Source organism: Gillisella terrae (assembly GCF_004801395.1).
In the GTDB taxonomy this organism is placed as follows: domain Bacteria; phylum Pseudomonadota; class Alphaproteobacteria; order Rhizobiales; family Rhizobiaceae; genus Allorhizobium; species Allorhizobium terrae.
In genome coordinates this window covers 402,565-421,258 of the sequence record NZ_SSOA01000003.1, presented here as the reverse complement: position 1 = coordinate 421,258, position 18,694 = coordinate 402,565, and the positions used below count along the sequence as shown (strand labels likewise).

General features: G+C 56.0%; 20 protein-coding genes. 14 read left to right on the top strand and 6 right to left on the bottom strand.

Annotated elements, in window-relative coordinates; all coding sequences use genetic code 11:
• Positions 1 to 42 precede the first annotated feature (42 nt).
• Together aroC and ribB are read left to right on the top strand one after the other, a co-directional pair.
• On the top strand, positions 43 to 1,137 hold the full coding sequence (gene aroC, locus E6C51_RS09165; RefSeq protein WP_146931399.1) for a chorismate synthase: 1,095 nt from the start codon (positions 43 to 45) through the stop codon (positions 1,135 to 1,137).
• Between the two features lie 48 nt (positions 1,138 to 1,185).
• Positions 1,186 to 2,286, top strand: a complete 1,101-nt coding sequence (gene ribB, locus E6C51_RS09160; protein ID WP_146931402.1) for a 3,4-dihydroxy-2-butanone-4-phosphate synthase — start codon at positions 1,186 to 1,188, stop codon at positions 2,284 to 2,286.
• Between the two features lie 40 nt (positions 2,287 to 2,326).
• Here ribB and E6C51_RS09155 read toward each other — a convergent pair whose 3' ends face one another.
• The gene (locus tag E6C51_RS09155; RefSeq protein ID WP_190235730.1) at positions 2,327 to 2,755 is read right to left on the bottom strand and encodes a glyoxalase superfamily protein; all 429 of its coding nucleotides are present in this window, start codon (positions 2,753 to 2,755) and stop codon (positions 2,327 to 2,329) included.
• A 413-nt stretch (positions 2,756 to 3,168) separates the two neighbouring features.
• Here E6C51_RS09155 and E6C51_RS09150 point away from each other — a divergent pair, with 413 nt between their 5' ends.
• The 4 genes from E6C51_RS09150 (at position 3,169) to E6C51_RS09135 (ending at position 5,397) form a co-directional block, all read left to right on the top strand.
• Positions 3,169 to 3,759 (top strand): nucleoside 2-deoxyribosyltransferase, encoded by a 591-nt coding sequence (locus E6C51_RS09150; RefSeq protein ID WP_146931408.1) that lies wholly within the window; start codon positions 3,169 to 3,171, stop codon positions 3,757 to 3,759.
• A 286-nt stretch (positions 3,760 to 4,045) separates the two neighbouring features.
• Complete coding sequence (locus tag E6C51_RS09145; RefSeq protein WP_146931411.1) at positions 4,046 to 4,360, top strand: hypothetical protein; 315 nt, start codon at positions 4,046 to 4,048, stop codon at positions 4,358 to 4,360.
• Positions 4,361 to 4,516: 156 nt separating this feature from the next.
• The gene (locus E6C51_RS09140; RefSeq protein ID WP_190235729.1) at positions 4,517 to 4,933 is read left to right on the top strand and encodes a MerR family transcriptional regulator; all 417 of its coding nucleotides are present in this window, start codon (positions 4,517 to 4,519) and stop codon (positions 4,931 to 4,933) included.
• Positions 4,934 to 4,941: 8 nt separating this feature from the next.
• On the top strand, positions 4,942 to 5,397 hold the full coding sequence (locus tag E6C51_RS09135) for a cupin domain-containing protein (RefSeq protein WP_190235728.1): 456 nt from the start codon (positions 4,942 to 4,944) through the stop codon (positions 5,395 to 5,397).
• 83 nt (positions 5,398 to 5,480) lie between these two features.
• Here E6C51_RS09135 and E6C51_RS09130 read toward each other — a convergent pair whose 3' ends face one another.
• On the bottom strand, positions 5,481 to 6,320 hold the full coding sequence (locus tag E6C51_RS09130; protein ID WP_190235727.1) for a PhzF family phenazine biosynthesis protein: 840 nt from the start codon (positions 6,318 to 6,320) through the stop codon (positions 5,481 to 5,483).
• 165 nt (positions 6,321 to 6,485) lie between these two features.
• Here E6C51_RS09130 and E6C51_RS09125 point away from each other — a divergent pair, with 165 nt between their 5' ends.
• Complete coding sequence (locus E6C51_RS09125) at positions 6,486 to 7,247, top strand: Stf0 family sulfotransferase (protein WP_190235726.1); 762 nt, start codon at positions 6,486 to 6,488, stop codon at positions 7,245 to 7,247.
• 40 nt (positions 7,248 to 7,287) lie between these two features.
• Here the strand turns inward: E6C51_RS09125 and E6C51_RS09120 are convergent, their stop codons facing one another.
• Positions 7,288 to 8,475, bottom strand: coding sequence for a winged helix-turn-helix domain-containing protein (locus tag E6C51_RS09120; protein ID WP_146932679.1), 1,188 nt, complete (start codon positions 8,473 to 8,475; stop codon positions 7,288 to 7,290).
• An 83-nt stretch (positions 8,476 to 8,558) separates the two neighbouring features.
• Positions 8,559 to 9,446, bottom strand: a complete 888-nt coding sequence (gene speB / locus E6C51_RS09115; protein WP_407920792.1) for an agmatinase — start codon at positions 9,444 to 9,446, stop codon at positions 8,559 to 8,561.
• 368 nt (positions 9,447 to 9,814) lie between these two features.
• On the opposite strand from speB, the gene E6C51_RS09110 reads away from it, so the two are divergent.
• The 4 genes from E6C51_RS09110 to E6C51_RS09095 are packed head-to-tail and all read left to right on the top strand — an operon-like array spanning position 9,815 to position 12,653.
• Positions 9,815 to 10,492 (top strand): energy-coupling factor ABC transporter ATP-binding protein, encoded by a 678-nt coding sequence (locus E6C51_RS09110; protein WP_190235724.1) that lies wholly within the window; start codon positions 9,815 to 9,817, stop codon positions 10,490 to 10,492.
• Positions 10,492 to 11,094: an energy-coupling factor transporter transmembrane component T family protein gene (locus E6C51_RS09105; RefSeq protein ID WP_190235790.1), complete on the top strand. Its 603-nt coding sequence runs from the start codon at positions 10,492 to 10,494 to the stop codon at positions 11,092 to 11,094. Before E6C51_RS09110 ends, E6C51_RS09105 begins: the two co-directional genes overlap by 1 nt.
• Before the next feature lie 53 nt (positions 11,095 to 11,147).
• Positions 11,148 to 11,711, top strand: a complete 564-nt coding sequence (locus E6C51_RS09100; protein WP_146931432.1) for a biotin transporter BioY — start codon at positions 11,148 to 11,150, stop codon at positions 11,709 to 11,711.
• A gap of 57 nt (positions 11,712 to 11,768) precedes the next feature.
• Positions 11,769 to 12,653, top strand: a complete 885-nt coding sequence (locus tag E6C51_RS09095) for an aminoglycoside phosphotransferase family protein (RefSeq protein ID WP_210234991.1) — start codon at positions 11,769 to 11,771, stop codon at positions 12,651 to 12,653.
• A gap of 8 nt (positions 12,654 to 12,661) precedes the next feature.
• Here E6C51_RS09095 and E6C51_RS09090 read toward each other — a convergent pair whose 3' ends face one another.
• Positions 12,662 to 13,063 carry an acyl-CoA thioesterase gene (locus tag E6C51_RS09090; protein WP_190235723.1) on the bottom strand — a complete coding sequence of 134 codons (402 nt, stop codon included), beginning with the start codon at positions 13,061 to 13,063 and terminating at the stop codon, positions 12,662 to 12,664.
• A gap of 154 nt (positions 13,064 to 13,217) precedes the next feature.
• Here E6C51_RS09090 and E6C51_RS09085 point away from each other — a divergent pair, with 154 nt between their 5' ends.
• The 3 genes from E6C51_RS09085 to dxs all read left to right on the top strand — a co-directional run bounded on the left by E6C51_RS09085 (position 13,218) and on the right by dxs (position 16,616).
• Complete coding sequence (locus tag E6C51_RS09085) at positions 13,218 to 14,153, top strand: histone deacetylase family protein (protein WP_190235722.1); 936 nt, start codon at positions 13,218 to 13,220, stop codon at positions 14,151 to 14,153.
• A gap of 2 nt (positions 14,154 to 14,155) precedes the next feature.
• A complete protein-coding gene (locus E6C51_RS09080; RefSeq protein ID WP_075638658.1) occupies positions 14,156 to 14,410 on the top strand; it encodes an exodeoxyribonuclease VII small subunit in 255 nt (84 codons plus the stop codon).
• A 283-nt stretch (positions 14,411 to 14,693) separates the two neighbouring features.
• On the top strand, positions 14,694 to 16,616 hold the full coding sequence (gene dxs, locus E6C51_RS09075) for a 1-deoxy-D-xylulose-5-phosphate synthase (RefSeq protein ID WP_146931440.1): 1,923 nt from the start codon (positions 14,694 to 14,696) through the stop codon (positions 16,614 to 16,616).
• Positions 16,617 to 16,750: 134 nt separating this feature from the next.
• Here dxs and E6C51_RS09070 read toward each other — a convergent pair whose 3' ends face one another.
• On the bottom strand, positions 16,751 to 18,694 hold the full coding sequence (locus tag E6C51_RS09070) for a methyl-accepting chemotaxis protein (protein ID WP_190235721.1): 1,944 nt from the start codon (positions 18,692 to 18,694) through the stop codon (positions 16,751 to 16,753).

Below are 18,694 nucleotides of genomic sequence, written 5' to 3'. Positions count from 1 at the left end.
TAAAACAGGGGGAAACCCCGTCGCTTGATCTGGTTGTAATTCATGTCGCATAACAGTTTCGGTCACCTCTTCCGCGTCACCACCTGGGGTGAAAGCCACGGCCCGGCCTTGGGTGCTGTGGTGGATGGATGCCCTCCGGGTTTGAGATTCACACTGGAAGACCTGCAAGTCTGGCTCGACAAGCGCAAGCCCGGTCAATCGCGGTTTGTGACTCAGCGGCGCGAGGATGATCTGGTCAAGGTGCTCTCCGGCGTCATGCCGCAGGAAGATGGCAGCCTGATCACCACCGGCACGCCGATTTCGCTGATGATCGACAACACCGATCAACGCTCCAAGGATTATGGTGAGATTGCCCAGCAATACCGCCCCGGCCATGCCGATTTTACCTATGACGTGAAATATGGCATTCGCGATTATCGCGGCGGCGGGCGCTCGTCAGCGCGCGAAACGGCAGCGCGCGTGGCCGCAGGTGGTATTGCCCGGCTGGTGATGCCCAACGTGACCATTCGCGGCGCGCTGGTGCAGATTGGCAAACACAAGATCAATCGCGACAATTGGGATTGGGATCAGGTTGGCCAAAACCCGTTTTTTGCACCTGACGCGGACATTGTACCCGTGTGGGAAGACTATCTCGATGGCATCCGCAAAGCTGGCTCCTCTGTCGGTGCAGTGATTGAAGTGGTTGCCGAGGGTGTGCCTGCGGGTCTCGGTGCACCGATCTATGGCAAGCTGGATCAGGATATTGCCGCCCTTCTGATGTCGATCAATGCCGTCAAGGGTGTTGAAATTGGCAATGGCTTTGGCGCTGCCGAAATCACCGGCGAGGAAAATGCCGACCAAATGCGCATGGGCAATGATGGCAAACCGCTGTTTTTGTCTAATCACGCCGGCGGCATTCTGGGCGGCATTTCCACAGGTGAGCCGATTGTCACCCGCTTTGCCATCAAACCAACCTCTTCGATCCTCACGGAGCGTCAGTCCATTGATGCCAAGGGCAACAATGTCGATGTGCGCACCAAGGGCCGTCATGACCCTTGCGTTGGCATTCGCGCCGTTCCCGTCGGTGAAGCGATGATTGCCTGCGCACTGGCCGATCACTATTTGCGCGATCGCGGCCAGACGGGGCGGCTGAAATAACAAATGCGTGGTGAGCGCTGATGAACACGACAGGAAATGAGGGTTGCCATGAGCTATGAGCAAAAGCGCGTCGTTGACGCCATCCGGGCCTTCGAGGCTGGCGAAATCGTGGTGGTGATGGATGATGACGACCGCGAAAATGAAGGCGACCTGATTGTCTCGGCCGTGCATTGTACCCCCGACAAAATGGCCTTCATTGTGCGCCATACCTCGGGCATTGTCTGCACGCCGATGCCCAAGGAAGAGGCCAAACGCCTGAACCTGTCTGCCATGGTGGCTGAGAACGACAGCGCCCACACCACGGCCTTCACGGTTAGCGTCGATTTCAAACACGGCACCACCACCGGCATTTCTGCCGACGACCGCACTTTGACAGTGCGCAATTTGGCCAACCCCAATGTTGGCCCTGCCGATTTTGTGCGCCCCGGCCATATTTTTCCGCTGATTGCCCGTGAAGGCGGCGTTTTGATGCGCTCTGGCCACACGGAAGCGGCAGTGGATCTGTGTCGCCTGGCCAATCTGCCACCGATTGGCGTCATCTCGGAACTGGTGAATGACGATGGCACCGTCATGCGCGGCCCGCAAGTGTCGGCCTTTGCCGAAACCCATGGGCTGAAACAGGTCTCGGTTGCCGATCTGATTGCCTATCGCCAGCGCAAGGAAACGCTGATCGAGCTGGAAACCAGCTTTGCGGTGGAAACACCCTATGGTCCGGCAAAAGCCTATGCCTATTCCCTGCCATGGGATCCGATGCAGCATCTGGCCGTGGTGTTTGGCGACATTCGCGATGGCGATGACATTCCGGTGCGCCTGCATTTGGAAAATGTGGCCGCAGACGTGTTTGGAGCCAATTGCCAGATCGATGGCATCATGAAACGCATTGCCGAAAAAGGCCGCGGCATCATTGTCTATTTGCGCGAAGGCTCGGTTGGCGTTGGCGCTTCCACCACGGCGCGGGCAGGCAAGCATGATCGCGAAATCCATAAGGAAGCGCAGACCCGCGACAGCGAATGGCTGGAAATCGGCCTTGGCGCGCAAATCCTCAAAGACCTCGGCGTCACCTCAATCAGGCTGATGGCCTCGCGCGAGCGCCATTATGTTGGCCTCGAAGGCTTTGGCATCCGCATCAATAGCACAGAGATTGTGTGATGATTGGGCCACCGGGCCTGTTTGCCCGGTGGCCCTTTCCTCACATATCAAGCTGAAGATGCGGGCGGCCATCCGAGGTTTTTTCCACGGTTTGACCATCCGGCCCTATGGTGCCCCGCACACGTTTTCGAAAAGCCGAAAAGCTGTCGAACGTCACAACATCAACGGCCTCATCCAGCGCAAGCGAGAGGGCAAACCACCCCTCCCCTTGCCGACTGACCGTGACAATCTCAGCCTCAAATTTCTGGCCAAGATAAAAACCGCTCACCCGATCACCAACCTGCCAGGCCACCGGCACACGATTGCCAATGGCAGCATGCAGGGTATTCCAGTCCCGAAACCCGTGTTGCCGGGCAATCAATTCCAACGCCTTGCTGTGCGACACCGCATGGCCTTCGGCGTGCAACCTCGCACGCAGCGTGGCGGCTTGCTTTTTGGCAGCCTCTCGGCTCGGCAATCTGTTGATCATCGGCTTGCTCCCGGCATGAGAGAGCAGCCTATTGCGGCCTTTGACCGACCATCACCATGTTGTTTTGCCAGCAATGTTGTTTGGACTATGTCTGAAGACATTCCATGTTCCTCTTATGTCAGTTTCGCGACTTCAGAGGGGGCTCGCATTGCCCATCAGCACGAAAAGCACAGATGGAAAGATGGATGTATCCGTTCAGATCTTCACCAAAACCTTAAGGTTTGCGAGCGGCAGGCGTCTGAGACCGTTGCTTGGATTAGGCCGTGTTTGCATCCCTGTCAAGACAGGTCAACGCCCTTGCAAAACGGCAGTTTTGTCAAACCTGTGTATGGTTGCTGATTTTGGATGAAGTCTGCCTTTGCTCTTGCTACGGCATAAAGTGATCCCACACCTGAATGTTTCGGAGTCTTCCCATGCCGCTCAAGCTCTACCTCGCAGGCCCTGAAGTGTTCTTGCCCAATGCCCGCGAGATTCTGGATGCCAAGGCCGCCATGACGCGTAGCTATGGATTTGAGCCGATTTGTCCCGGTGACATTTCCATTGAACCGGCACCCACCCTGCATGAGTTTGGCCTGAAAATCAGTGCCGTCGATGAAGGCATGATGAATGCTGCCGATGGCGTGATTGCCAATCTCACGCCGTTTCGCGGCATTGCCGCTGACCCAGGTACTGCTTTCGAGCTGGGCTATATGTGCGCGCAGGGCAAACTGGTGGCCGCCTATACCAATATTGCTGACAACCATTATGCGCGCACGGCTGATTTTTACCACGGCGAGGTGCGCGAAGCGCAAGATGGTCGCAAACGTGGGCCTGACGGCATGTCGCTAGAAAATTTTGACATGATTGAAAACCTGATGCTGCATGGGGGCGTTGAGCGCCGCGGCGGGCCAATTGCCATTCACAACGCGGCCATTGACGGGCTTTACACAGACCTCACCGCGTTTGAGCAATGCTTGAAAGCACTTCAAAAGCAAACACACCAAAACAAGCCCGCTTCAATCTGAAGTCCGGGCCATGACAGTCAATGCACAGAATCTCGCAAGCATTCTGTGCATTTTTCGACAACAATCCTTCGCGTTGCAGCAACTTGACAAAGCGAAGTTTTGAAAATGCAATTTTAAAGTATGATTTTATTACCATATTTCGAAGTAAAAATCTAATATACGCTATATATGGACACCGCCCCTCCCCGAAGCACCACAGATCGGGCAAGCAAAAAATGACGCAAGCTTCGCGCAAGTTTCAATCGTTAACAAAGCTTTAACGAAGCAAACAGAAAGAGGGCCTGCGATGAGGATCGACAGCAGCCTGAATAATTCGCAGTATCAAAGCCGCTACATCCACGGCGTTACCCGTGCTGAAGATGTGGCCGCCGAACCTGTTACTGCCCCCCGATCGCGCGCTGCAGGTGGCAATTCCACCGGCACCCTGCTTTCGGCATCGCTGGCAAACGCCTTGTGGAGCATTGACTCTGCCAAGAAATCTGCACCCGTGCGCGCAGAAGCGCAAACGGCGACAGACACAGTTGACGACACGTCCATAGCCTCCCAAACACAACGGGTTGAGGCACGGTATATGGAATATATGTATTCAGACGAGGAATAGCCGCACCATCTGGTTGGCTATGCGAAAGAGGGGCATGTGGCGGCATGCCCCCTTTTTGCGTTTACAGCGCCTCTCCCATATATAACGCACGAGTTCTGCTTGTATTCGGCCAGCCAAGACCAATATTGGTGGGAAAGACGAACAGACGAGGCGGCGATGTACGGTATTGGTGAGCTTTCCAAACGGGCGGGCGTGAAAGTGCCCACCATTCGCTATTACGAGCAGATGGGTTTGATGCCCGCGCCAGAGCGATCCGAGGGCAATCAAAGACGCTATGGCCGCGCGCAACTGGAGCGCCTGACCTTCATTCGCCACGCGCGCGACCTCGGCTTCAGCATCGATGCCATCCGCGACCTCATCACCCTCAGCAGCCACCCCGAAGACCCCTGCACCACCGCAGACCTGATTGCCAAAGAGCATTTGCAGGAAGTGCAGCGCAAAATTGCCCAACTCAAAAAACTGGAAAGCGAACTGGAACGCATCGTCTCCAATTGCGCTTCCCACACGGTCGAGCAATGCTATGTGCTGCGCTCGCTCTCCGATCATGCGCTCTGTGATCATGATCATCAATAGGATAGGTCATGCCCATTTTCAGGCCTGAAGACGTAAAGCTGGAACATTGGATGGGTGAAGGCATCGATGCCGAGCTTGGCCCTTATCAAGCCAGGCTTTTGAGCGATGCGGGCGGCTTGACGCAGTTCGGTGCCTGTGTGGAAACACTGCCACCTGGATCGCGCTCCTCCCACAAGCATTGGCACGAGCAGGAAGACGAGTTGATCTACATGCTCTCGGGCACCGCCACCCTGCATGAAGGCGACACCATAACCGAGATGCACCCCGGCGATACCGCCACTTTCAAGGCAGGCGTTGCCCTTGGCCATTGCCTTGAAAATCGATCAAGTCAGGACTGTACTTATCTTGTCGTCGGCACCCGCGCACCCAATGACGTGGTGCATTATGCCGACAAGGATATGCGGCTCACCAAAGTGAATTTTGAAAAGGTACGGACGGATAAGACAGGAAATGTGATTGGGTGACAAGGGCCTGCAATTGGTGACATCCGATATGACGGGAGGATGTGTCGGGTCCGATGAACTTTGGTAGAATGGTGTCTACGCCGTCAGTCCATAAGGCGTGCTTCACCGGATACCCGAATTGAACTACCCGGCGTTGGTCCAATGTCTGCGTGCAGACGCGAGCGCATACCCATATCCTCCCCTTGGATGATCTCTATAGAACCACCATGTGGCCAGGCAATGTCTCTCAGATAGCCCGCGAAAGCGGCCGTTGCCGCGCCTGTCGCTGGGTCTTCATAGACACCGCCGGAGGCAAAGGGGTTGCGGGTGTGAAAAAGGCGTGGTGTTTCGGCGTAGGCGAGCAAGATGGTCACCAAGCCTTCGCGGAGCATTAATTTACGCCCGGCATCGAGGTCATAGGTCATGGCCGCAAGCGCCTCGCGCGACCGCAATGGCAAGACGATATGATCGGCACCGCCATGGATGCGTGCGGGCGCTATTGCCGGGTCCAAATCATTGTGGGAATAGCCAAACAGCGCCATCACATCTGCAACAAGCTCAGGCGTGGCTGCCCTACTATGAGTTGGCGGTGATTGCAGCGCAGCTGTCAACAGGCCGCCTGTGCTTCTCCCTTCTACGGTAATACTCGTGTTGTTGAGGATCAGTGGAAAAATTCCCGGCCCCTTGGTCAGCGCCAGAGCTGCACCAAGGGCAATGGTGGCATGACCGCAAAATGGCACCTCAGATTCGGGCGAGAAATACCGAACCCGCCACCCGTCTTCGGTTGGAGCCGCAAAGACGGTTTCGGAGTAACCGACATGGGCAGCAATCTTCTGCATCTCAGTGACGTCAGGCAAGGCCGCTCCGATCAAAACGCCTGCCGGATTGCCACCCTCACCCTTCTCTGAAAAGGTTGAAATTCTCAATATGTTCGGCTCTGACATCTTCAACCCATTCGCTTTGCTGTATGATCTCTGAAAAACCCGAGCTAAAGGTAAGCACGACCGCAGATTTTCCAACCCACCATCCCATTGTAATATTTTGAAAATAGAGTTCAAATTTCCTGATCATGCTCGCACTTGACCTGTACTGCATTGGAAAACCAAACTATGGCGAAATACCAGTCCTACATCATCTGCACCTCGCCCCGAAGTGGCAGCACTTTGCTGTGTAAACTGTTGGCGGCGACGGGCATCTCTGGCAATCCGGGGTCTTATTTTCATCGTCCATCCCTTTCCGAATGGCTTTCCTCTTTCAATCTCAATTTAGAGCCGACCCTTTCGGAAACCGACACGCTTGAGGCCATATTTCAGGCGGCTATAGCCAAGGGAAGTCTTGATACCGGCGTGTTTGGTTTACGTTTGCAAAGGCATAGTTTCGATTTTTTCATGGAAAAGCTTCGCATTCTGCATCCAGGCCACGCCAATGATCGAGAGCGGGTCGAGGCAGCCTTTGGGCGTACTTTGTTTATTCATCTGACACGCTTGGACAAAGTGGAACAAGCGGTCTCCTGCGTGAAGGCAGAACAGACCGGCCTGTGGCATGTCGCCCCGGATGGCACCGAACTGGAGCGGGTCGCACCTGCCAAAGAGCCGGTTTATGATGCGGCAGACATTCGCGCCACCTATGAACGGTTTGCGGCTTTTGATCTCGGCTGGCAGAACTGGTTTGAAGAGCAAGGCATTGCGCCTCTTCGCATCACCTATCATGCGCTCTCCGCCGATCCGGCTGGACATGTGCGGATTATTCTGGAAGCGCTGGGTCTGGATGGCAATGCGGCCAATGGCGTGGTGCCGGGCGTGGCAAAGCTGGCTGATGCCATCAATCGCGATTGGGTGATGCGGTTTCGAGCCGAATTGGACGCGGGATGACGGCGCCACATATGGCGCACGGCGCTGTGGAAGCAGCCTTCTAAACCCAGCCCTCCCCATAAACCACCTTCTCAACGCCCGTAAATTTTGCCAGCCGCTGCAATTCCGCATCCAGTTTTTCCAACCGTCCGGTCGATGCTTTCACGCCTTTTTCCAGCCATAGGCGTTTGACATCCAGCGTCTGCGCTTTTCGGTTGGCTTTCATGTCGATGCGGCCAATCAGGCGGTCGCCTTCCAGCAGCGGAAAGACGTAATAGCCATATTCCCGCTTAGGCTCAGGCACAAACACTTCGATTCGGTAGAAAAAACCAAACAAGCGCTCGGTGCGCGCCCGGTCGCGGATCAGGGGATCAAACGGGCTGAGCACACGAATGCGGTTGGGCGGTGCGGGGGCCGCCAGCAGGTGCTGCATGTGTTCGCAAAGGGCAAATGAAGGCCGAGGCTTATCGCCACTTGCGGGCATGATCATCACCTCTTCAAGCTCGGCGCGATGATCTTCCACCCATTGTTTGGCCTCTTGCGGGCTGACCAGATGCCAAAAGGCGGCGATTTCGCCGGAGGTGGCAAAACCCAACCGCGTCAGTGCCTCGCGGCAGGCCCAATCCAGGAAAGCCGCATGGCTCACTTCCGCCTCAAAATGATCGCGCGGAATGCATTTTTCACTGACATCATAGATTTTTTGAAAGTTCTCACGGCCTCGGATGGTGAGCTTGCCGGTGCGCCACAGAAATTCCAGCGCAGTTTTCGACGGATGCCAATTCCACCAGCCGCCGGATTTATGATCACCCTCTTTCAGCTCTCGTGACAGGGCCGGGCCGCCGTCAGCAATGCGCCGATAGGTCTCCTCAAAGGCCGCTTCGAATCCCGGCTCACGCCATTTGCGCCAGCGCTCCAGAATGCGGCTTTCTTCGCGGGCAAAACGGTGTTTCCAATAGGGGAAAAACGCCACAGGCAGAATGGAGGCGTCGTGGGTCCAATGCTCAAACAGCAGACGATCCTGCTCCAAAAGTGCGGTTAAATCCTCACGCTTGTAAGTCTGGTTGCGCGAAAACAAAATCTGATGATGAGCGCGCTCGACCGTGCCAATGCTATCGACCTGCACAAAACCGAGATCATGGATCAGCCCCAGCAGGCCTTGCCGCGACAAAGCCTTGCCCGGTGCGCGGCTGAGCCCCTGCCGCTCCATAAAAATCCGCCGTGCCGTTTGATTGTCGATCACCTGAGCCATGAGAAAAGGATAGATAATGTTCACTCTTTGTTCAAGGCTAAAAGTCAACCCTTCGAGACATTTTTCGAAGGGTTGAGGTCTGGTTACCGGCTGTCTGCCACCCGCTTTGCCATGACGCACAACAGCTCGAACATCATGGTGGCCCCGGCAATGGCCGTCATGCCGCCGACATCAAAGGGTGGCGCGACCTCGACCACGTCCGCACCGACGATGTTGACGCCCTCCAGCAGGCGCACCATGGCCTGCGCCTCACGGGTCAAAAAGCCGCCGATTTCGGGCGTGCCTGTGCCGGGGGCCATGGAAGGGTCAATGCTGTCGATGTCGAAGCTGACATAGGTGGCACCGTCACCGGCAATGGCGCGGGCTTCCGCCATCACATCCTCGGGGCCACGGCGGGTAAATTCTTCCATATAGATGATGCGAATGCCCTGTTCTTTGGCCCAATCATGCTCATCGGCGCTGTAGAGCGAGCCGCGAATGCCAATCTGCACCATGCGTTTCGGGTCCAGCAGACCCTCTTCAATGGCGCGGCGAAACGGTGTGCCATGGGTAAAGCGCTGGCCGTCAAAATAGCTGTCATTGGTGTCGGAATGGGCATCGAAATGGATGAGGCCAACCGGTCGGGATTTTGCCACCGCCCGCAGCACCGGCAGCGTTGTCAAATGATCGCCGCCGCCAATCAGCGGCAGAGCACCAGCATCCAGAATATTGGCTATGCCGTCTTCCATCTGCTTCAGCGCCAGCATCAGATCAATGGGGTTGACGGTGATATCACCAACATCGGCAATATTGGCCAGTTTAAATGGCTCAATTTTTGAGACATGATGCACCTTACGCATCAGGCTGGATTGATTGCGAAGCTCACGCGGGCCATGGCGGGCCCCGGCGCGATTGGTGGTGCCGCCATCCCATGGAATGCCGACAAGGGCAATATCCAGCCCCTTGGCAGAAGTTAAGAGCGGCAGGCGCATGAACGTGGCGGGCCCGGCAAAACGAGGAATAAGACCGGCATCGACAGGCTGATAAAAATCTGATGTCAAAATTCAGCTCCTGAGAGTGTGTCGGGGAAAAGTGGACTCCGGTTTTCTGACCTACTGCATAATTTTTTTCGTAAATCGGAATCGATTTAAGGAAAAATTATGCAGCAGATTAAGAGTGTTACTGCGTCACAACAACAAGATAAGCAGTTGAAGCGTTGGTGCACCAACAAAGTCTGCCTTGGTGGATAACCAGTGTATAGGAGCAAAGCCTGTTGCGGCTGTAAACAGGAAAGACATAATTTCCCTTTATCGCTGCTGCCGTTGTAGAACTTGACAAAATGCAAAAGGATAGTCGCGTCGTGCAGATCCACTTCGAACAGGCCACAGTTGCCTTTGATGGCCGTGTGGCGCTGGAGCCGCTGACACTCACGCTGAGCGAAAGGCGCATTGGTGTGATTGGCCTGAATGGATCAGGAAAATCGACCTTTGCCCGCCTGATCAATGGCTTGATCAAGCCAACTGCCGGTCAGGTAACGCTGGATGGATTGGATACGGTCAAAGATGCCAAAGCGGTTTTGTCGCGCACCGGCTTCATCTTCCAAAATCCGGCCAACCAGATCATCCTGCCACTGATTGGCGATGATATTGCCATGGGGCCTAAAGCGCGGGGCCTAAAGGGTGCGGCTCTTGAGGCTGCCATTGCGCCCGTGGTGGAGCGACTGGGCATTGCCCATCTTCTCCATCGACGCCCCCATGAGCTGTCGGGCGGCGAGTTGCAACTGGCAGCCCTTGCCGCCGTGCTGGTGACAAAACCTCAGCTGGTGATTTTTGACGAACCCACCAATCAGCTCGACTTGCGAAACCAGCTCAAGGTGGCCAGCACTATTCGCGGGCTGGAAGAGAATGCTCTGGTGATCAGCCATGATCTTGAATTTGTGGCAGAGTTTGATCGTGTTCTGGTGTTTGATCAGGCGCGACTGGTGTTTGATGGCAATGCTGGCGAAGCCACCGCGTTTTATCGGAATCTTGTAACATGATGACCAGCCTTTACGTTGAGGGCAACACGCCCTTTCACCGGCTTTCAACCTTTACGAAGCTGACAATCCTGCTCCTCACCAGCATTATACTTGCGCTTTTATCGTCCATCTGGGTGCAAGCAATCGCCGTCATCCTGTCCGGCGCGCTCTATATCTCTGTGGGACTCGGGTTCAAACAGTCTTTTCGGCGCATTCGCCCGATTGTCATCACCATTGGACTGTTTGCCATCTTCAATGCCGTGGTGCTTACCCCCTTCGATGCTCTGGTCAGCAGCCTGCGACTGCTGGCCGTGGTGTTTCTGGCCGCAACGGTTACCGCCACAACCAGCATTGCCAGCTTTATGGCAGCCCTGCACGTTTTGCTGATGCCACTGGAACGGCTGGGCCTTCTAAAAGCCGCCGATGTCAGCCTGGCGCTGGGGCTTGTGCTGCGCTTTGTGCCGGATATTGCCAATCGCTATCAGGCCTTAAAAGACGCCCACAAAGCCCGCGGCCTCCCCGTGCACCCGCTAAAAATGATCGGACCCCTGATTATCCTGACCTTGAAAGAAGCAGATTCTATTGCCGAGGCTATTGACGCCCGCGACATTCGCGGGCACTAAATCGAAATAATCTATAAACTGGGAAACTATCAATTTCCACGTGGAGATATTTCATGACAACCAGAGACCTCGTGCTGACCGCCCTGTTTACCGCCATCGTTATTGTGCTGGGCTTGATCCCGCCGGTTACGCTTGCCTTCATTCCGGTGCCCATCACAGCGCAATCCATGGGCGTCATGCTGGCGGGTTGCATCATTGGTGCCAAGCGTGGAGCCCTTTCCTACGCCCTGCTGGTGGTGCTGGTTGCCATGGGCCTGCCGGTGCTGGCGGGCGGCAATGGCGGGCTGCATGTGCTGATGGGCGTCACCGGCGGCTATATTTTTGGCTGGATCATCGGCGCTTTCGTCACCGGCTTTCTGGCAGAGCGGCTGGTGCGCAACAGCCAATCCACGCCTTTGCAAATGGCTGGCTTTTTCGCAGCCTCCGTGATTGGCGGCATTGGCGTGGTCTATGCCTGCGGCATGCCTTGGGTCTCCATGGTCACCGGCACACCCTTTGACAAAGTGCTGATCGGCTCGCTTGCCTTTCTTCCCGGCGATCTGCTCAAAGCCGCCATCGCAACGCTTGCCGCCCGCGCCGTGATGGTCGGCTATCCCCTGCTGCCGAAGCGGGCTTGAAATTGCTGTCATCCTTTTCAACTATGATGTCACCACACTCTGAAAGGTGATAGGATAGTGGAAGACAGACGCATGCTCTCTGGGGATCTGGTTCGCAGCCTGATTGCCGCGCAGTTTCCCCAATGGCTGGATTTAAGCGTCACGCCTATTGTACCCGGCGGCTGGGATCATTTCAGCTTCCGGCTTGGGGATAGAATGGTTATTCGCCTGCCCAGCGCGGCAGGCTACGCCGCACAGGTGCAAAAAGAGCAGATTTACCTGCCCTATCTGGCACCGCTCCTGCCACTGCCAATTCCCGATGCCATTGCTCTTGCTGCGGCCAGTGCCGATTTCCCCCACCCATTTGGCATCTATGGCTGGCTTGAAGGCGAAACCGCTGAGTGCGGCAAGGTTGATGATCCTTGTCGCTTTGCAGAAGATTTGGCGGGTTTTCTGAGCACACTGTACAAGATTGATGCATCGAACGGCCCTGAGGCTGGACCACACAACTTTTACCGCGGCGGTTCACTGGTGAGGTATGATCTTGAAACCCGAAAGGCCATTGCCGCGCTGAAAGACAGGATCGATGCTGAAGCGGCTAGCAAAATTTGGGAGGCGGCACTATCCAGCCAATGGCAATCCCCCGCCGTCTGGCTGCATGGCGACGTCGCACCGGGAAATTTGTTAATAACAAACGGAGCACTGAGCGCTGTGATCGATTTTGGCTTAATGGGCATCGGCGATCCGGCCTGCGACCTTGCCATTGCCTGGACGTTTTTGGAAGACAACAGCAGGCAGCGTTTTCATGAAGCCCTGCCCCTCGATCACAAGACTTGGCAACGCGGGCGTGGCTGGGCCTTATGGAAATGTCTGATCACGCTTGAGGCGGCGCGTGACAAGCTTGATGATACCGATCCGCAGTTCACAATACTGGAAACCATCATCCATAACGCGCTTGGATAGATTTGGATTTACGGCAAATATTGATAGAGCCAGTCGCGCAATTCTTCTGGCAGAGCGACAGGCTCTGCCGTTTGCGGATGAACGGCGGTCCAGACAATTTCGATGTCGGCGGCGTGGGCCTTGTTGCATTCCACGGCCACGGCAAAGCCTGCGGATTTGCCGCCGATTTTATCGACTGTCACGGTAAAGCGCAAAAGATCGCCGGGTTTGAGGGCACCATAAAGACGACATTCGAATTTTGTCGGGCGAAAATCCGGTTCATTCTCCATGGTCGGGCGCGCTTGCCAAAAGCGCGCCAGCGCTTCTTCTGCAAGGGCCAAAAGTGCGCTGTTGTTCATGCGGCCCGTCACACCTGCATCGCGCAAGCCCACCACCGTTTCCATGACATCATCACGCTCTTTTTTCACCATCGCGGTTCCCCTCACCACACAAACGCCTATTTAGACAGAAAGACAGGCGCAGAACAAGCAACCGGCGCTTTGGCTGGACGATGACTGGACCAGTGCGCAAGAGACAGGTAAAACGCCTGCCATCACCATGGCCCGCTCGGCAAGAGGATCTCCCATGACCACACGGCTCTATGAAAATCCGCTGTTTCTGGATCATAACACCCCCAAAGGCCATCCCGAACGCGCCGACCGCTTGCGCTCGCTCAATATTGCGCTTGAACATCCCAATTTTTCGGCCCTTGAGCGCCATCAAGCCCCGCAGGCCAATGAAGACGCCGTGATGCTGGCGCATCCCGAAGAGCATTTTATTGCCGTCATGCGGCAAATTCCGGAAGAAGAGGACCGCATCAACCAGCTGGAGGCCGACACTTACGCCTCGCAAAAGAGCCTGCAATGTGCGCTCACTGCCATTGGCGGGGCCATGGCGGCGGTGGATGATGTGATGACCGGCAAGGCCGACAATGTGTTTGTGGCCGGTCGGCCACCCGGCCACCATGCCGAGAAGAGCAAGGCTATGGGCTTTTGCCTGTTCAACACCGTTGCCATTGCCGCCCGCCATGCGCAAAAGGTGCATGGGGTTGAGCGTGTGGCGATTGTGGATTGGGACGTGCATCACGGCAATGGCACCCAGGATATTTTCTGGGATGACCCCTCCGTGCTGTTCTGTTCCACCCATCAGATGCCGCTTTATCCATGGACCGGCAAAAAGGACGAAACGGGTGCGCACAACACCATTGTCAATGCGCCCCTGTCGGAGAACTCCGGCTCTGATCATTTCCGCGAGGCGTTTAAATCGCGCATTTTGACGGCGCTGAATGACTTTTCGCCCGACCTGATCTTGATTTCTGCGGGTTTTGATGCCCATCACCGTGATCCCCTGGCCCAGATCAATCTGGTGGGGGAGGATTTTGACTGGGCCACCGGCCGTTTGATGGAAGTGGCCGACCGTTTTGCCAAAAACCGGGTCGTCAGCCTGCTGGAAGGCGGCTATGATCTGGAAGGCTTGGCTGAGTCGGCTGGCATGCATATTTCGAGATTGATGAAGGGTTGAGTATGACTGAAACCACGGCTGCGGCTGATTTGTCCGCCTATTCTTTTGAAAAAGCGGTGGCTGAGTTGGAAAGCATTGTGGCACGGCTGGAACGTGGCGATGTGGCGCTGGATGAATCCATTGCCATCTACGAGCGCGGTGAGCTTTTGAAAAAACATTGCGAAACCCTGCTGTCGGCTGCCGAAAACCGCATTGAGAAAATCCGGCTGGACCGTGCTGGCAAGCCCGCTGGCACCGAGCCTTTGGATGGCGCATAAGCCCACCACAACCGGCGCACATGTTTGACCCTTTTCCCTCGCAGATTTAGCGCCTATATAACGTCAAATGCTGCGAGGCTGAACCAAAGCCTCAAAACAGCCTGATAGTTTTGTTCTGGCCTTGCAAAGCACTGAGCCGGGCGAAACAGCATCGGCTGAACACCATTGGAGAGATTGTCACGCAACACGTTAAGCCAGACAATTTCTCGATTCTTTTATTTTCGTTTGTCGGAGAAAGCCGGGTCCCACCTTTCCCTGACAAGCACTGAAGAGGCCGGAGCCTGTGACATCGAAGCTGAACACACCGCTGCTCGATCAAGTAACCTTCCCGTCCGATCTGCGTGAGATTGACGATAAGGATCTTCCTCAATTCGCCCGCGAATTGCGCGACGAAATGATTGATGCTGTCTCGGTCACCGGTGGTCATCTGGGGGCGGGTCTTGGCGTGGTAGAACTGACCATTGCCATCCATAAGGTGTTCAATACGCCCGATGACCGGCTGATTTTTGATGTCGGCCATCAATGCTATCCCCATAAAATCCTCACGGGTCGCCGTGATCGCATTCGCACGTTGCGGCAAGAAGGTGGGCTTTCGGGCTTCACCAAGCGCACTGAGAGCGAATATGATCCCTTTGGTGCGGCCCACTCCTCCACCTCGATTTCGGCAGGCCTTGGCATGGCTGTGGCCGCCGAGCTTGGCAAGACGGATCGCAACGTGATTGCCGTGATTGGCGACGGTGCCATGTCGGCTGGCATGGCTTTTGAGGCGCTGAACAATGCCGGTGCGCTGGATGCGCGGCTGATTGTCATTCTCAACGATAATGACATGTCGATTGCGCCGCCCACCGGGGCCATGAGCGCCTATCTGGCCCGTCTTGCCTCTGGCCGCACCTATATGGGTATGCGCGAGATTGGCAAAAAACTGACGGCCTATTTGGGCAAGAACATCGACCGCGCCATCACCCGCGCCGTTGAACATGCGCGCGGCTATGTCACGGGCGGCACGATGTTTGAAGAAATGGGCTTTTACCACATTGGCCCGATTGATGGTCACTCCTTTGATCATCTGTTGCCGGTGCTGCGCAATGTGCGCGACAACAGCAAAGGCCCGGTGCTGATCCATGTGGTGACGCAAAAGGGCAAGGGCTATGCGCCCGCAGAAGCCGCCGCCGACAAATACCACGGTGTCAATAAATTCGATGTCATCACCGGAGCGCAGGCCAAGGCCAAGCCCAATGCACCAAGCTACACTGCGGTGTTTGCCGATGCGCTGGTGGAAGAAGCCCGTCATGATGACAAGATTGTCGGCATCACCGCCGCCATGCCATCCGGCACCGGGTTGGATAAGCTGCACGACATCTTTCCTGAGCGCACCTTTGATGTCGGCATTGCCGAACAACATGCAGTGACCTTTGCCGCAGGCCTGGCCGCTGAAGGCTACAAGCCATTTTGCGCGCTCTATTCAACGTTTTTGCAGCGCGGCTATGATCAGGTGGTGCATGATGTGGCCATTCAGGGTCTGCCGGTGCGCTTTCCTATTGACCGCGCAGGCTTCGTGGGGGCCGATGGGCCGACCCATGCTGGCTCGTTTGATGTCGGCTTTCTGGCAAGCCTTCCCGGTTTTGTGGTCATGGCCGCCGCCGATGAGGCCGAGCTGAAACATATGGTGCGCACCGCTGCCGCCTATGATGATGGTCCGATTTCCTTCCGCTACCCGCGTGGTGAAGGGGTGGGCGTTGTCATGCCTGAGCGTGGCGAAATCCTGCAAATCGGCAAGGGCCGGATGATGAAGGAAGGCAGCAAAGTCGCCCTTCTCTCTCTGGGAACGCGCCTGGCAGACTGTCTTTTGGCCGCTGAAGACCTTGATGCTGCGGGCCTCTCCACCACCGTTGTCGATGCACGCTTTGCCAAGCCGCTGGATGTTGATCTGATCCGCCAACTGGCTCGCCATCATGAAGTGCTGGTGACGGTAGAAGAAGGTGCCATTGGCGGCTTTGGCGCGCAAGTCTTGCACTTATTGAGCAATGAAGGCCTGCTCGACCACGGCTTGAAAATCCGAAGCCTTGCCCTGCCCGATGCCTGGGTTGATCAGGCAAAGCCCGAAGTGATGTATCAACAAGCCGGGCTTGATTCCAAGGGCATTGTTTCCACCGTGTTCAAGGCCTTGGCCCACAATGGAATCCCGCGCGACATCGCCGTCCGCTAAAGTCGTTTGCATGAACATTACAGCGCCGTGCGTTTTATGAAACGCACCACAACAAAAAAGCCGCTCATCGATGTGATGGGCGGCTTTTTTGTTGTCGGGGAAACCATTTGCGCTTTCCCCGAAAAGTTACTCAATCAAAATTCAGACCAGACCTGTTTTTCGGCCACCGCCGAAGATCCACCGAGCCCAAAGGCGCGTCCCACCTTGGATGCCAGGGCGCGTGCCGGTGACTGAACCGGGCGCTGGGCAGCCGTGGCGACGACTGGACGGGCTGACGCACCATTTGACCCGGAAATCTTGAACTGGCCGACCAGTTCCTTGAGGTGGTTAGCCTCGGAGGCAAGCGCGCTGGCCGCAGCCGTGGATTGCTCCACCATGGCAGCATTCTGCTGGGTGGTCTGGTCCATCTGGTTGACGGCCGAGTTCACTTCGGCCAAGCCGGTCGACTGTTCCTTGGCCGAGGTGGCAATGGCTTCCATCAACTGGTTGATCTGCACAACATGATCACCGATTGATTTAAGCGCAACGCCCGTGTCACGTACCAGCCTGACACCATTATCCACTTCGGTGGACGAGTTCTGGATCAGGCCCTTGATTTCCTTGGCGGCACTGGCCGAACGCTGCGCCAGTTCACGCACTTCCTGCGCAACAACGGCAAAGCCCTTGCCTGCCTCGCCTGCGCGGGCTGCTTCCACACCAGCATTCAGCGCCAAGAGGTTGGTCTGGAAGGCAATCTCATCAATGACACCAATGATATTGGAAATCTGCTGCGAGCTTTCCTCAATCCGGCGCATGGCATCTTCCGCCTGATGAACGACTTCAGAGGATTTCACCGCATTCTGGTTGGCGGTGATGGCAACGGCCCGCGCCTCTTCCGTGCGCTTGGAGGAGTTGCTGACATTGACCGTGATCTGATCAAGGGCGGCGGCGGTTTCTTCCAGGGCTGCAGCCTGCTGCTCGGTGCGCTTGGACAGGTCATTGGCCCCTTCAGCAATTTCGCGGGTACCATTTTCCATACCTTCAACCGTTGAAAGCACAGAACCAATCGCCGAACCCAGCTGCGACAGCGAAGTGTTGAAGTCGCGGCGCAGCTCTTCATATTCTGGGGCGAATGTTTCGTTGATCTGGAAGGAGACGTCTCCTTGCGCCAGACGTTTCAAGCCATCACCGAGTGTTTCGGTGGCAAAGCGCAGATTTGTGGCTTCCCGCTCCGCTCTTTCACGGTTGGCGGCTTCCGTCTTTTCTGTTTGCTGCCGTGAGGTCGCTGCCTGCTGCTCCAGTTCGGTATTGGCAATGGCGTTTTTGCGGAACACTTCCACGGCGTCGGCCATGTTGCCAACTTCATCTCGGCGGCCCACACCCGGAATGTCAATGGCGGTATTGCCGGTTGCAAGGGCGCGCATCGACGCTGTGATGCGTGTCAGCGGCAAGATCATGCTTTTGTTGAGCATCAGCAAAGACAGCGCAATGATCACCACCAGCGCACCGCTGCCCAGCAGGATGTTGCGGCGGGCCGCATAGGCGGCCTCAATGGCATCCTTTTGCCGAACCTCGAGAAGGCGTTGCTCTTCACCCGCAATCACCTTGGCCTGCGCACGCACACCGTCCATAAATTGCTTGCCTGCGCCTGAAATCTCAAGCTGCTGCCCCTGCGCCTTGGTGGCCGGATCCTTCATCAGGGCAATTTCCTGGGCGACAACTTTGGTCTGCCATTCTTGCACGGTTGCGTCCAAATCGGCGAGGCGCTTCTGTTGCACCTGATTGTCCGATGTCAGGCTGCGAACCGCAGCATAGGCGGCCGTATAATTTTCCTTACCAGCCTTCTGTGGCTCGAGAAACTTTTCGTCACCGCCGGAGAGCAGATAGCCACGAATACCCGTTTCCTGATCCACCATTGCCGCAACAATGGCATCCATTTTTGCAAGCACCTGATAGGTGTGAACCGTCCAGCCGGAGGACTGCTCCTGACGGGACAGCGAGTTCCAGCTGATCGCGCTGATGGCGAGACTAACAACAAGCAGGATGACAAATGTCAGCCCCACTTTCATAAAAATGCGCATGTCATCTATAAAACCCAT

What these genes read in the sequence shown, in the direction of transcription:
- E6C51_RS09145 (WP_146931411.1), top strand. Translation starts at nt 4,046, where the DNA reads ATGAGGATCGACAGCAGCCTGAATAATTCGCAGTATCAAAGCCGCTAC.
- aroC (WP_146931399.1), top strand. Translation starts at nt 43, where the DNA reads ATGTCGCATAACAGTTTCGGTCACCTCTTCCGCGTCACCACCTGGGGT.
- E6C51_RS09080 (WP_075638658.1), top strand. Translation starts at nt 14,156, where the DNA reads ATGACTGAAACCACGGCTGCGGCTGATTTGTCCGCCTATTCTTTTGAA.
- E6C51_RS09070 (WP_190235721.1), bottom strand. Translation starts at nt 18,694, where the DNA reads ATGGGTTTTATAGATGACATGCGCATTTTTATGAAAGTGGGGCTGACA.
- E6C51_RS09100 (WP_146931432.1), top strand. Translation starts at nt 11,148, where the DNA reads ATGACAACCAGAGACCTCGTGCTGACCGCCCTGTTTACCGCCATCGTT.
- speB (WP_407920792.1), bottom strand. Translation starts at nt 9,446, where the DNA reads ATGCGCCTGCCGCTCTTAACTTCTGCCAAGGGGCTGGATATTGCCCTT.
- E6C51_RS09085 (WP_190235722.1), top strand. Translation starts at nt 13,218, where the DNA reads ATGACCACACGGCTCTATGAAAATCCGCTGTTTCTGGATCATAACACC.
- E6C51_RS09130 (WP_190235727.1), bottom strand. Translation starts at nt 6,320, where the DNA reads ATGTCAGAGCCGAACATATTGAGAATTTCAACCTTTTCAGAGAAGGGT.
- E6C51_RS09090 (WP_190235723.1), bottom strand. Translation starts at nt 13,063, where the DNA reads ATGGTGAAAAAAGAGCGTGATGATGTCATGGAAACGGTGGTGGGCTTG.
- ribB (WP_146931402.1), top strand. Translation starts at nt 1,186, where the DNA reads ATGAGCTATGAGCAAAAGCGCGTCGTTGACGCCATCCGGGCCTTCGAG.
- E6C51_RS09135 (WP_190235728.1), top strand. Translation starts at nt 4,942, where the DNA reads ATGCCCATTTTCAGGCCTGAAGACGTAAAGCTGGAACATTGGATGGGT.
- E6C51_RS09155 (WP_190235730.1), bottom strand. Translation starts at nt 2,755, where the DNA reads ATGATCAACAGATTGCCGAGCCGAGAGGCTGCCAAAAAGCAAGCCGCC.
- E6C51_RS09140 (WP_190235729.1), top strand. Translation starts at nt 4,517, where the DNA reads ATGTACGGTATTGGTGAGCTTTCCAAACGGGCGGGCGTGAAAGTGCCC.
- E6C51_RS09120 (WP_146932679.1), bottom strand. Translation starts at nt 8,475, where the DNA reads ATGGCTCAGGTGATCGACAATCAAACGGCACGGCGGATTTTTATGGAG.
- E6C51_RS09150 (WP_146931408.1), top strand. Translation starts at nt 3,169, where the DNA reads ATGCCGCTCAAGCTCTACCTCGCAGGCCCTGAAGTGTTCTTGCCCAAT.
- E6C51_RS09125 (WP_190235726.1), top strand. Translation starts at nt 6,486, where the DNA reads ATGGCGAAATACCAGTCCTACATCATCTGCACCTCGCCCCGAAGTGGC.
- E6C51_RS09105 (WP_190235790.1), top strand. Translation starts at nt 10,492, where the DNA reads ATGACCAGCCTTTACGTTGAGGGCAACACGCCCTTTCACCGGCTTTCA.